This is a genomic window from Streptomyces sp. NPDC059832 (assembly GCF_042731715.1).
Classification (GTDB): Bacteria; Actinomycetota; Actinomycetes; order Streptomycetales; family Streptomycetaceae; genus Streptomyces.
The window spans coordinates 156764-169139 of sequence record NZ_JBHWIY010000008.1 but is presented as its reverse complement, the minus strand read 5'-3'; the positions used below and the strand labels follow the sequence as shown (position 1 = coordinate 169139).

The following is a 12376-nucleotide window of genomic DNA, read 5'->3' as shown; positions in this document are numbered from 1 at the left end:
AGGAGAAGAAGGGGGGGAAGGAGCGGTGTTTTCCTTTCTCCCTTTCTCCCCCCCCCCTTTGTCCTTTTTCGTGGTCCCTCCCTCTTCCCCCCCCCCCCACCGGCGTCCTTCGGCACGCACCAACCCCGTGACGGACCGGCCGTTCTACCGCAGCGGTCCGCCCGCCCCGCCGCCGAGCGCGGCCCGCAGCGCCGGATCGTCCACGGCGCGCACACCCCGTACGGCGATCACCGCCAGGACGTCGCGGTCCGCCCCGGCGGCCGGCACGTCGTTCGCGGCCAGCAGCCGCTGACCGGCGGGCGAGGCCCACGAGCTGTACGGATGGATCTCCATCCGGGCGATGGCCAGACAGCCGACCGTCAGCGCGAACGGCAGTCCGAACCACACGAGCAGCGACACCACCGGGCCGCCGGGACCGTGCTTCTGACCGGGCATCAGCAGCGTGACCGCGCCCATCGCGAGCACCAGCAGAGTCGCGCCCCGCACCGCGCGCACCGCGGCGCCGACATCGGTCCCGGCACCGCGCGGCAGCGCCAGGCCGGCGGCGACGAGCCGGTCGGCCAGGGCACGCACGGCGTCGGCGGTCGCCGCGGCCGTCCGTACCGGAGGTATCGGGGCCTGGCCCTGCGGGCCTATCGCACGTATCACCGTGCGCTCCATCTCGTCCCGGCCCTCCGGGTCGACGACCGTCGCCCAGCCGGTGTGGGCGAGCAGCAGCCGTCGTCGCAGATGCATGGTGACCAGCGCCAGATCGACCACCCGGTGAGGACCGCCGGCCAGGAACGCCGTCTCGTACAGGGTCAGTTCATGGCCGGAGCCGGTGCTCTCCGCGGGATCCGAGGAGGCGGCGGACAGCAGTCCCGTGCGGGCCGAGACGAGGCAGAGCCGGGCGCACGAGATGGCTGCCGCACCCCATGCGACCAACAGAAACAGAACCCAGAGCATGGCGGATTCCTATGCGGGACGGGCGTGGAAAGCCATGGCCTGTTCATCATGCGGACGGTTCGGCGGCGCCGGGCAGGTCCTAACTGCCACAACTGGACCCACCACCACAGCTGCTGGACCCGCCACCACAGCTGCTGCTGGAGCAGCTGGAACCGCTGCTGCCGCCGCAGCCGGAGCCGCTCGACCCGCCGCAGCCGGACCCCGATCCACAGCCCGACCCGGAACTGCACCCGCCCCCGCCGCTGCCCCCGTCGCCGGAGCTCCCGCAACTGCCGTGACCGGGGCTCGTGCCGGCACACCACACCACCGGTGCGAGGAGCAGGGCGGAGGCGCCCGTGGACGCCGCAGCCACCGAGCGTGCCTGCCGCCCGGACGCCCGTCCGCCCTGCTGCATCCGGGCCGCCGCGATCAACTGCGCCTGGAGCTCGGGATCGGGGAGGGCCCGCAGCCCGAGCGTGGCGACCAGATGGGCCGGCTGAGGGTTGCCCGCTCGGGCGGAGCGGTACGCCTCGGCGGCCCGCCGCCCCGACCTGGTGACGCGTCCCCGGGCGATGCCGGTGCAGACGAAGCCGATGAGGAAGCCGGGGATCAGGGCCGGGAGCACCTTGAAGACGAAGGGCAAGGGGGAGTCCGGGGACAGTTCGTCGGACAGCGACTGTGTGACGGTCGCCACGATGGTGAGCGGCACGGCCAGTACGCAGACCAGTCCCTGGGCCAAGCCCCAGCGGCGCCATACCCGGCTCGCGGCGGGCGCGGCCAGCAGACCGCGGGCCGCGAGCCCGTCGCCGATCTCCTGCACCGCGGGGTGCCGCATCACCGCCTCGCGCAGGGTGTGCAGCGCGCCGCTGGGGGCCAGGGCGTACTCCTGGAGCACCGCGCGCTCCACCGGGTCACGGGCCTCGGCCCGCTGGACGGCGACGATTCCGGGACCCCCGACGGCCAGCCGTCCGTCCGCCCGCATCGCGGTGAGCGCGGTGTCCACGACCCTGCCCGGACCACCGTTGAGGAAGGCGACTTCGTAGAGGTCGTGGACGGAGCCGCCGACGCCGCCACGGGCACGCGCGAGCCCCACGACCAGAACGACGGAGGAGAGCGCGATGCCGAGATCCACCAGCAGTGCCACGGTGTTCATGCCGGTCACCTTCCTGTCAGGGCCGCGCGGGCCGCTCGTACGAACCGGGTGGTGCGGCGCGGCGGGCGCGCGCCGGCCCGGTCCTGCCACCAGTGGGTCAGCCGGCGCCGGGCGGCGTCGTCGGCGGGTCGGCCCGCAATCAGCAGCTCCTCGGCGAAGTCCAGCGCGTCGCGCCGGTATCCGGCGGACATGGGGCGGGCCGTGGCGTACGCCAGGAAGGCGTCCCGGTAGCCGGCGCCCAGGATCTGCGGCAGCTCCGGTGCCAGCTTGGCGACGACCCCGGCCCGCTTGGCGGCCAGGGCGCGGCTCTGGATCCCGAGGCGGCGCCGGTCGAAGCCCTGCGGGGCGGGGCCACCCGCGACGAGGGCGCAGAGCAGCGCGTTCTGGGCGGCCGCGAGCCGGTCGCGCGTCGCGTCCGGGGGCGCGGACGCCACGGTCCGCGCGGCCGGACGGCAACCCGGCACGGACCGCGTCATGTGCGCCGCAGACCGGTCCAAGGTGGCGCGGATCGTGTCCAGTTCGCCCGCCAGTTCCCCGGCCGGCGGGAAGTCGTCGTCGCGTTCCAGGAGGACACCGGGCGGGTCGACCCGGGAACGGAGTTCGGCGAGGACGTCGAGGACGGGCGCGGTGACCGGGTGGGCGTGGGTGTCGTGCCAGACGCCGTCCTTCTCGACGCCGCCCGCCACATGTACGTACGCGATGGCCTCCACCGGCAGCTCGTCGAGCGCGGTGGCCGGGTCCTCGCCCCGGTTGACGTGGTTGGTGTGCAGATTGGCGACGTCGATCAGCAGCCGGACCCCGGTGCGCTCGACCAGCTCCGCCAGGAACTGCCCCTCGGTCAGCTCCTCGCCCGGCCAGGAGATCAGCGCCGCGATGTTCTCCAGGGCCAGCGGCACCGGCAGCGAGTCCTGCGCGACGCGTACGTTCTCGCACAGCACGTCCAAGGCGTCCCGGGTCCGCGGGACGGGCAGCAGATGGCCCGCTTCCAGCCCCGGCGAAGAGGTGCGCGGCCCCCCGGCCCGTACGAACGCGATGTGCTCGGTCACCAGGGGCGCGGAGAGCAGCTCGGCGCGGGCGGCGAGATCCGCGAGCCGTCCCGCGTCGGGGCGGTCGGCCCCGCCGAGGCCCAGTGAGACGCCGTGCGGCACGACCGTGACCCCGCGCTCCCTGAGCCGTACCAGCGAATCGGGCAGATGGCCGGTGCAGATGTTCTCCGCCACCGCCTCCACCCAGTCGATCCCGGGCAGCGCCTCGACGGCGTCCGCGATCTCCGGCCGCCAGCCGATACCTATTCCCAGCTCCATGCCGTCCCCCTCCTTCGCACCGTGCAGGGCTCATGGCCCCGGAGGGCGGTGCTGAATCCGAACAGGAGGACGTTCAGAGCTTGATTTGAGGTTCCCGGTCCGGGGCGGTCGGGGCGGGGACGGTCCTCGGGGGCGGGTCCTCGGGGACGGACGCGACGGAGCCGCCCCGCCCGCGCTCAGCCGCGTCGCAGTGCCGGATGGTCGGCGACCACCGTGCACGAGCCGGGAGCGATCTCGGTGAACCCGGCGTCATGCACCACCGGAAGCCCACTCACCGTGAGTTCCTGCCAGCGGCCCGGCTCCGCGGTGGCGACGGAGAGCGGAAAGCCCGCCTCGCGCCACGCCTTGCGCTCGGTCTCCGGCAGTTCCCACCAGGCGAGCTGCGCACCGTGTCCGGCCTGCGCCATGGTCTTGCCCGCAGACATGTCCAGCTCCGGGTTGAGCCACAGCACCGGGCCCGAGGGATCGGGCGCGGCGGGCGGCTCGGGATCGTCCAGATCCGTCCCCGAGACCTGGAGCTTCGCCAGCTCCTTCGGCCAGCCGTCCAGAGGCACCGGCGGGAAGACCCGCACCTCGGCGCTCTCGCCCGTGACCGTGATGCCCGGCAGCGCGGACGCCTTGCGCCACTCCGCGCCGCGCGCCCGCCGCACCACCTTGCGGATCCGGGCGTCCTGCCAGTCCCGCATCGCCCGCGCCCACTCGCCCTCGCCGTCCGAGCGCTCGTCGGAGAGCATCACGAGCACCGCGCGGGCGGCGGTCCGCAGAGCGTCGGTACGGGCCGGGGGAGCCGTCTTCTCGATGTGCACCACGAGCGGGAGCACGTACTGCGGTGCCTCGTCGAGGCTCGTCGGCTCCGTCCTGAACGGGCTGTCCGCCGCAGGTGAGTGGGGCGTGGCCGGGGATGCGGACGGGGATACGGGGGTGTCATTGCTGCTCACCCGTCCAGTCTGCCAGCCGCCCGGAAAATGATTCTTGGCGGAATGAAACGCTCCGGGTGAGGATGCACCGCATGAAGAGCGATCTCTTTTCCAGCGAGAACATGGCGCAGCAGGCAACGGCCCCCGGGATGACCCTGCAGAACGCCAAATCCATCAAGTACGCCGTCAACGGCGAGATGCACGCCCGCCAGGGTTCGATGATCGCCTTCCGCGGCGATCTGCAGTTCGAGCGCAAGGGCCAGGGCATAGGCGGCATGCTCAAGCGCGCCGTGACCGGCGAGGGGCTGCCGCTGATGGCGGTCCGCGGCCAGGGCGAGGCATGGTTCGCGCACGAGGCCGCCAACTGCTTCATCGTGGACATGGAGCACGGCGACGTCCTCACGATCAACGGCCGCAACGTGCTCTGCTTCGACTCCACGCTCTCCTACGAGATCAAGACCGTGAAGGGCGCCGGGATGACCGGTGGCGGGCTCTTCAACAGCGTCTTCACCGGATACGGCAAGCTCGGCCTGATGTGTGAGGGCCACCCCATCGTGATACCCGTCACGCCCCAGCAGCCGGTCTGCGTCGACACGGACGCCGTGGTCGGCTGGAGCGCCAACCTGAACACCTCGCTGCACCGCTCGCAGAGCTTCGGCTCCATGATCCGCGGCGGATCCGGCGAGGCCGTCCAACTGCGGCTGGACGGCGAGGGCTTCGTGATCGTACGACCCAGCGAGGCCAAGCCCGAGAAGGCGACGGCCAACTGAACCTGACAGGCGTCGGCCGCCGGTACGGCCTCGGCGGACCGTGGGTGCTGCGCGGGGTCGACCTCGACCTGCCCGCGCACACCCTGATCCGGATCGAGGGCGCCAACGGCACCGGGAAGTCGACCCTGCTGAGGCTGCTCGCCGGGATCGACTCCCCGACGGAGGGCCGGATCACCGGCCGCCGGCCGCGCACGGCGTACGTCCCCGAACGCTTCTCGGCCGCGTTGCCGTTCACCGCGGCCGGGTACCTCGTCCACCTCGGCCGTATCCACGGCCTGCGGACCTCCGAGGCGGCGGAGCGCGCCCGATCGTGGCTCGAACGCTTCGGGGCCGCCGGCCACGCCCGTACACCGCTCCCGGACCTCTCCAAGGGCACCAGCCAGAAGGTCGCCGTCGCCCAGGCGCTCCTCGCCGAGCCGGAGCTGCTGATCCTGGACGAGGCATGGACCGGGCTCGACACGGCGGCCCGCGACGAGCTGGACCGGGCCGTGGCCGAACGGGTCGCGGCCGGCGCCACCGTCGTCTTCGTCGACCACGACCCGCGCAGGCTCGCCGGGGCGGCCGACGCCGTGTTCCGGATCGAGGGGAACGGCCTGTTCGCCACATCCGGGGCACGGTCCGTCGAGACGGGCCCGCGGGTACGGATCGAGGCGGCGGGCCCGCCCGGCGCCGTGCTCCCCGCCGGGCTGCCGGGCGCGCCGGAGCACACGCCCGGGGCCGACGGGGGCGTGCGGCTCACCGTCGCGGCCGCGCACTCCGACGCGCTGCTGCGCGCCCTGCTCACCGCGCGCCCGCCCTGGCACATCCGGCAACTGGCCGCCGCCCCCGGCCGCGTGGCGGGCCCGGGGACCGACGGGCCCCCGCACCGCACCCCGACCCCCGAGGCATCATGACCGCCCTCCTCCGCTACCAGACCGCCCTGCTGGTCCGCTCCCAGCGCTGGCTCGCCCCGGTCCTGCTGTACGTGGCCTTCGTCGGCATCGGCGTGCAGTGGGGGCAGCCCGTCCTCGACTCGCTCGGCTACGCCGCCGCCGGGCTCCTGCCCGTCACCGCCTGGCTCGTACAGCTCTGCGTCAACCAGGAACCGCCCGCCGCCCGGACCGTGACCGCCGCGGTGGTGGGATCGCCGAAGGCGCATCTGGCATCGCTGCTTGCCGCACTCGGCTGCGGCGGGCTGCTGGGCGTGGCCGCCACCTTGACCGTGCTGCTGATCAGCAAGCCGGCCAGCACCGACAACGCCGTCCGGGTGGCGCTGCTGCCCGCCGGGATCGCCGGACTGCTCGCCGTCGCCTGCTGTGTGCTGCTGGGGGCGGTGGTCGGTGCGCTCTGCACCCGGCCGCTGCTGCGCCGGCGGGGCTGGTCCGTCGCCGGCACCGTGTCGGCCGCGCTGCTGGCCCTCGTGACCAGCGGTTCGCCCGCGAACTCCGCCGTGACGGACCTGGTCACCGGCTCGCGGACGGGCACGGTCCACCTGCCCGTCCTGCCGTTCGTGGCCGCCGCCGCCCTCGCCGCCGCGGCGGCCGCGCTCGCCTGCAAGCTGGCTTCCCTGCGCGGCTGAGTAGGCTCGTACGCATGGACGAGCGCATGGATGGACGCAGGGAAGAGGCGTACTGCGGTACACCGGCCGCGGACCCCGCGGCCACCGGGACGGAGACCGCCGTGGGCCCTCCGTACGCCGAGTGCGTGCTCTGCCGGAAGCCGACCGAGTACCCGGAGTCGGTCAGGGGCATCACCCTCTGCCCGGTCTGCGAATGGCAGGAGGCCCAGCGCACGGCATGCTCCGGCTAACGGGGCAGGCCTCAGCGCTGCGCCGCCCGGATCAGGTCGGAGACCTTCACGAAGCGGTATCCGCGTCTGCGCAGTTCGGGGACCACCTGGCGTACCGCCTCGTCCGTGACCGGCGCCGCGCTGCGGGTGCAGTGCATGACGACCAGTGAGCCCGGCTGCACCCCTTCCAGCACCTGCTCGGCCACCGCGTCCGCGTTCGTCGCGAAGGCGTCGCCGCTGACGACGTCCCACTGCACCGCCGTCACCTTCTCGGGCGTGAGCGCGCGCAGCGACGCATCGTCGTAACAGCCGCCGGGGAAGCGGAAGTACGGCACCGTATTGCGCACGCCGGCCTTCCGGAACGAGGCGAAGGCCCGCGCCGTATCGGCGCGCATGTCGCCCTTCGCCACGGTCGGCAGCCCGTAGCAGGGGGACGTGAAGGCGTAGTGGCTGTACGAGTGGTTGCCGACCTCGAAGAGGGGATCGGCGCCGATGGACCTGGCCTGCGCCGGGTACTCCTCGGCCCACCGCCCCGTCATGAACACCGTCGCGGGCACCTTCAACTCGCGCAGCAGCGCGATCAGTCCGGGGTTGTCGAAGTGCTCGCCCGCTGCCGCGCGGGGCCCCTCGGCGGCCGTCATGTCGGCGTCGAAGGTCAGCGCCACCACCTTCTCGCCGGTCCTCACCCCGTGGGTGAAGACGGGTGTCTGTGCCCCGGGGCCCGGAGGCATGGTGGGCGGCGGTACCGAGACCGGGTGCGACGGAGCATGGACCACGAAAGGCGTACGCCCTGAGGCCGAGGGGCCGTCGGCGGGCGTGCTGCCGTGGCCCCCACAGCCGGTGAGGCTGCCGAGCACCACACCAAGAACGGTCAGAGCCGTCATTTTCCGCACGGAATGAGTCACTAGCGGAAACTATCTAGCTGTGTGACTAGTAGGTGGATATGGCGCTTGCCTCCGTCGGAGTCGCGCGCGGATTCACCCGGGCCGTCGAATCGCCGCCCCGGATGATCCGTCCCGCGGGTCCGCCCGGCGGGTCCGCCGGGCGGTCCGCTCCTACGCGTACGCGCGAACCGCGACAACGTGCGCCGAGGCGGCTCCGTTGGTCGCCTCGACGACGATCCTCAGAGCCGTCGACGTGACCGGCTCGTCCAGGGTGTGCACCTGGCGGCGGCGCCGGTTGTCCGTCGTGCGGGAGACGGTCCGCCAGGTGCCGTCCGCATCGCGCTCTTCGACGCGGTAGTCCCGCAGCAGGGTCGGCAGCGTGTCGAACGGGGTCCGGTGGTGATGCAGGTTGATCAGGTCCTCGTTGACGTCGTCGTCGGCGAGGACATCGATCCGGCGGAGCGTGACCGGCTGCGGCCAGGCAAGCTCCAGCCAGGCTCCCACGCCCTCCCGGAGGGGCTCGGAGACCCACATGTGCGGACCGGCGTACGGGCGGGCGTAGCCGTCCACGGCCTTGGCGGGGGCGTACGCGGCGGTCTCGCCCGCCCGGAAGCAGAAGCCGCGGCGCAGCAGGCCCCTGTCGGTCCACTCGCGCAGCGGCTGCGGCGACTCGGCACGCGGGTCCAGCGGGACGCGGGTGAGGGCGAGCACGCCCGGGGCCGGCCCGTCGGTGCTGTACAGGGCGAGGTCCTCATTGGCCCGTACGACGACGAAGGCGTTGCGGGCGCTCTCCGGCGTCCACCGGAGCCCCGTCGCGACCCACTGCTTCGACCCGGCGGCGACCGGCACGGTGACGGTGTCGACGAGGCGGCGGGGGACGTAGTTCTGTCCGAGCTCCGGGTCGTGGAGCTCGACGACGAGTTCCGTGTCCCGCTCGGCGTCGACGAGCAGTTCGAGGCCGGTCAGTTCGGGGTCGACGGGAAGCACCAGGCCGGCGTCGGCGGTCAGCGGCAGGCGCTCCCGCAGTGTTCCGACACCGAAGTCGGTCAGGCTGGACGAGGCCGCGACGGTGGCGCGCAGGGCCAGGTCGTCCGGGTCGGCCGACGCCAGACCGATGACGGAGGCGTCCTCCCGCAGCAGGGCGCGCTGCAGCACGGGCACATCGAGTGCGCGCGGGGCGACACCCCGGGCGGCGCACAGCGCGGCGGCGGTGCCCGCGGCCTGGCCGATCGTCGCGCAGGTCGCCATGACCCGGGTCGAGCCGAAGGCGACATGGCTGGAGGAGATGTTGCGCCCGGCGAAGAGCAGGTTCGTCGTGTTCACCGAGTACAGGCTTCGGTAGGGAATGTGGTAAATCCCGTCCGCGTAGCGCTGCTTGGCGCCGTCCCCGTCGGCGTACATGCCCTTCGGCGGATGCAGATCGATGGACCAGCCGCCGAACGCGATCCGGTCGGCGAATTCGGTCTGGCCGAGTATGTCGCCCTGGTGGAGCACGTAGTCACCGAGGAAGCGCCGGTACTCGCGCTTGCCGGGCACCGAACCCACCCACTCCAGCGTCATGTTGGCGGCGTCGAACTCGCCCGAGTTCTTGATGTGGTCCCAGATGCCGTGGATGACCGCCCACAACTCGTCACGGATGGCATCGTTGTCATGCACCGTGTCCAGCTCGCCGCCGAACTCGATCCACCAGTAAGCACAGCCGTTGTCACCGGACTTGATGATGCGGCGCTGCGGAATCGAGGTCTCGGCGATGTTCTTGGCGAAGGACGGCGGCACGTACTTGACCGGGTGCCCCGCGTCCTTGGTGTAGAAGAGCAGGGTCGATCCCAGCGTGATGCGATCGGCCTCCTCCGGCGCCCACGGTTCGAGGTACTCCGCCCGCGACTCCCGGCCGATGCGGTGGCGGGCACCCGCCAGGGCGCCGACCAGGCCGTCTCCCGAACAGTCCAGGAACAGCTCGCTCTCGAAGCGGATGAGCCGCTCGGAGCCCATCATCCACCCGGTGACGGCGTTGATGTGCCGGGCGTCCTCGGGCCCGTCCGCGTCCACCTCCCGCACGTCGGTGTTGAGGTAGAGCGTGATCCCGGGCTCGGCCCGGACCGCGTCCAGCACGACCATGTCCCAGTAGTACGGATTCCCGTCCGGGTTGCGGAACTGGTTCTCGACGAAGAGTTCGCCCATGATGCCGCCCTCACGGGCGTTGTGGTTGTTGCCGTGTGCGGTGGCGCCGACGACCCAGACCCGGACTTCACTGCTTGAATTCCCGCCGAGAACCGGCCGGTTGTTGATCAGTGCCACGGTACGGCCCAGCCGGGCGGCGGCAATCGCCGCGCAGACACCGGCCAGACCGCCGCCGACGACGGTGATGTCGTGCCGTGCGGTTTCTTGCCTCATGGTTCACGTCCCATCGGGGGTTGGTTTCGAGGCTGCGGAAGGCATGCGGTGCACCGTCGAGGGTGAGGTGTGTTCCGTCCCCGTCGGTGCGAACGGGTTCCGCGGAGGCGCGCGGAACCAGGCGGGAGCCTATCTCCATGCGTGGATCCCCGCCGCAGCTTCTGCGGCCGATGTCCGTCGGGACGCGGGCCGTTCGGGCAGCGCACGGGGGGCGGACATCGACTGTCCGCCCCCGGCCCCTCGTGGCTCAGCGCGTCAGCGCCACGGCCCCGTCACCGCGAACGTCGTCCCCGGTGTGTAGCAGTTCACATACATCGTCCCGCCGTCCGGAGCGAACGTGACCCCGGCGAACTCTCCCCACTCGGGCTCCTGCGGTGTCCCGATGTTCTGCCGGCCCCGCGCCATCGCGTAGACCTCGCCGCCCCGCGTCAGTCCGAACACATGCTGCGCGCCGTCGCCGTCCTCGCACACCATCAGCCCGCCGTCGGCGGCGAGGCAGATGTTGTCCGGGGACTCGCCCGGCAGTTGCACGTCCGTGCCGGGGCCGAAGACGATCACGAGCGTGAGGCGGCGCCGCTTCGGCTCGTACCGCCACACCTGGCCGTAGTGGTCGGCGGCCGACCCCTGCGAGCTGTGCGCGAAGCTGGAGACGAAGTAGACCGAGGAGCCGCCCCAGTAGCAGCCCTCCAGCTTCTGCGCGTGCGTGATGCCCTTCGGGCCGAAGTCCTGGAACCGGATCGGCGTCTCGGCCGCCAGCGGGTCCGGTACGGGGACCCACTCGATGCCCTCGAAGCTCGCCCCGGTCTCCTGGACCACGGAGAGGTCGGGCACGCCCGGCACCCGCATGGCCTCCAGATGGCCGCCGGCCCGCAGCGAGCCCGTGCCGCCGAGCGGTTTGTTCGGCAGGAAGCGGTAGAAGAGCCCGAACGGCTTGTCGAACGCGTCCTCCGTCTCGTAGACGATCCCGCTCTTCGGGTCGATCGCGATGGCCTCGTGCTGGAAGCGGCCCATCGCGGTGAGCGGCACGGCCCCGGTGCGGTGCGGATCGGCGCCGTCCACCTCGAAGATGAAGCCGTGGTCCTTGGTGTAGCCGTTGGTACCGGCTCTGTCCTCGGTCTCCTCGCAGGTCAGCCAGGTGTTCCAAGGGGTACGGCCGCCCGCGCAGTTCACCGCCGTACCGGCGATGGCGACGCGTTCGCCGAGGACGTTGTTGCGGCCGTCCAGCTCCAGGGCCGTACAGCCGCCCTTGCCCATCGGGTCGTAGGTGAGGCCCTCGACGACCGGGACCTGGAGCTTCGCGGTGACGCGGTTCTCGTGGTTGCGGACCAGACGGACGTGTCCGTGACGGCCGGCGAAGGCGGCCATGCCGTCGTGGTTGCTGGGTACCGGGCCCTCGCCGGAGCGGAGCCGGTCGCCCTCCCTGGACAGGACGCGGTAGCGGAAGCCCTTCGGAAGGTCGAGCAGACCGTCGGGGTCGGGCACCAGCGGGCCGTACCCGCTGTGTCCCCGGGCGGCCGCGGTACCCGCGAAGAGTTCGGAGAACGCCCCGGTGAAGGCGATCGAGGCAACGGCCGCGCCGCTGCCGGCCAGGACCTGGCGACGGGTGGCGGACAGGCGTGACGTTTCCGCGGTCGGTCGTGACGTTTCTGATGACATGAGGCAACTCCCTGCTGGCGGACAGGAGAAGTGACCCGCATGTGTGTAGCACGCGTATCGCCGCGCGGGAACCATGCGGGTCACCGGGCCCCCAGGTGTGTCCCGGGCCGGGAGTGGCCCCTGTGGTCAGGTCAGCGAGGCGGAGAGCGTGATCGTCGTGCCGGTCAGCGCCTGGCTGACCGGGCAGTTCGCCTTCGCGTCCTCGGCGGCCTTGACGAAGTCCGCCTCGTCGATACCGGGCACCTGGCCCTGGACGGTGAGGTGGATACCGGTGATGCCGGTGCCGGGCTGGAGGGTGACGTCGGCCGTGGTGGTCAGCTGGGTCGACGGGGTGCCGGCCGCGGCCAGACCGTGGGCCAGCGCCATCGAGAAGCAGCTGGAGTGGGCCGCCGCGATGAGCTCCTCGGGGCTGGTCTTTCCGTTCGGCTTCTCCGCGCGGGACGGCCAGGAGACATCGAACTCGCCGATGCCGGAGGAGTCGAGGGTGACGACCCCCTTGCCCTCGAGCAGGTTGCCTTCCCAGACCGTGTGAGCCTGACGCGTGGTTGCCATGCCGAATCCCTTCAAACGGTGTGCGCGGTCGATACGGGAGCCCCTCGGCGCCCGA

12 protein-coding genes are annotated in these 12376 nt (G+C 72.2%); 4 read left to right on the top strand and 8 right to left on the bottom strand.

Annotated elements, in window-relative coordinates; translation table 11 throughout:
• Positions 1 to 144 precede the first annotated feature (144 nt).
• The 4 genes from ACFV8T_RS16725 to ACFV8T_RS16710 form a co-directional block, all read right to left on the bottom strand.
• The gene (locus tag ACFV8T_RS16725) at positions 145 to 945 is read right to left on the bottom strand and encodes a TIGR04222 domain-containing membrane protein (RefSeq protein ID WP_385328117.1); all 801 of its coding nucleotides are present in this window, start codon (positions 943 to 945) and stop codon (positions 145 to 147) included.
• A 79-nt stretch (positions 946 to 1024) separates the two neighbouring features.
• Positions 1025 to 2077, bottom strand: coding sequence for a TIGR04222 domain-containing membrane protein (locus ACFV8T_RS16720; protein WP_385328116.1), 1053 nt, complete (start codon positions 2075 to 2077; stop codon positions 1025 to 1027).
• Between the two features lie 5 nt (positions 2078 to 2082).
• Positions 2083 to 3381 carry a DUF692 domain-containing protein gene (locus ACFV8T_RS16715; RefSeq protein ID WP_385328115.1) on the bottom strand — a complete coding sequence of 433 codons (1299 nt, stop codon included), beginning with the start codon at positions 3379 to 3381 and terminating at the stop codon, positions 2083 to 2085.
• 176 nt (positions 3382 to 3557) lie between these two features.
• Entirely contained in the window at positions 3558 to 4319 is a 762-nt protein-coding gene (locus ACFV8T_RS16710) for a peptidyl-tRNA hydrolase (protein ID WP_385328113.1), read from the bottom strand.
• A gap of 71 nt (positions 4320 to 4390) precedes the next feature.
• Between ACFV8T_RS16710 and ACFV8T_RS16705 the strand changes: the two genes are divergently transcribed.
• From ACFV8T_RS16705 to ACFV8T_RS16690, 4 genes are read left to right on the top strand one after another with little or no spacing between them, the layout of a single operon-like run.
• Positions 4391 to 5068 (top strand): AIM24 family protein, encoded by a 678-nt coding sequence (locus tag ACFV8T_RS16705; protein ID WP_266428330.1) that lies wholly within the window; start codon positions 4391 to 4393, stop codon positions 5066 to 5068.
• Positions 5069 to 5112: 44 nt separating this feature from the next.
• Positions 5113 to 5961, top strand: coding sequence for an ATP-binding cassette domain-containing protein (locus ACFV8T_RS16700; protein ID WP_385328111.1), 849 nt, complete (start codon positions 5113 to 5115; stop codon positions 5959 to 5961).
• Positions 5958 to 6626: an ABC transporter gene (locus ACFV8T_RS16695; RefSeq protein WP_385328109.1), complete on the top strand. Its 669-nt coding sequence runs from the start codon at positions 5958 to 5960 to the stop codon at positions 6624 to 6626. Before ACFV8T_RS16700 ends, ACFV8T_RS16695 begins: the two co-directional genes overlap by 4 nt.
• A 14-nt stretch (positions 6627 to 6640) precedes the next feature.
• Positions 6641 to 6856, top strand: a complete 216-nt coding sequence (locus tag ACFV8T_RS16690; protein ID WP_385328108.1) for a hypothetical protein — start codon at positions 6641 to 6643, stop codon at positions 6854 to 6856.
• Between the two features lie 11 nt (positions 6857 to 6867).
• Here the strand turns inward: ACFV8T_RS16690 and ACFV8T_RS16685 are convergent, their stop codons facing one another.
• The 4 genes from ACFV8T_RS16685 to ACFV8T_RS16670 all read right to left on the bottom strand — a co-directional run bounded on the left by ACFV8T_RS16685 (position 6868) and on the right by ACFV8T_RS16670 (position 12321).
• The gene (locus tag ACFV8T_RS16685; protein WP_385328106.1) at positions 6868 to 7719 is read right to left on the bottom strand and encodes a polysaccharide deacetylase family protein; all 852 of its coding nucleotides are present in this window, start codon (positions 7717 to 7719) and stop codon (positions 6868 to 6870) included.
• 171 nt (positions 7720 to 7890) lie between these two features.
• A complete protein-coding gene (locus ACFV8T_RS16680) occupies positions 7891 to 10113 on the bottom strand; it encodes an FAD-dependent oxidoreductase (protein ID WP_385328104.1) in 2223 nt (740 codons plus the stop codon).
• Between the two features lie 255 nt (positions 10114 to 10368).
• Positions 10369 to 11769 carry an alkaline phosphatase PhoX gene (locus ACFV8T_RS16675; RefSeq protein ID WP_385328102.1) on the bottom strand — a complete coding sequence of 467 codons (1401 nt, stop codon included), beginning with the start codon at positions 11767 to 11769 and terminating at the stop codon, positions 10369 to 10371.
• Positions 11770 to 11895: 126 nt separating this feature from the next.
• Complete coding sequence (locus ACFV8T_RS16670) at positions 11896 to 12321, bottom strand: OsmC family peroxiredoxin (RefSeq protein ID WP_385328100.1); 426 nt, start codon at positions 12319 to 12321, stop codon at positions 11896 to 11898.
• Between the last annotated feature and the right edge of the window lie 55 nt (positions 12322 to 12376).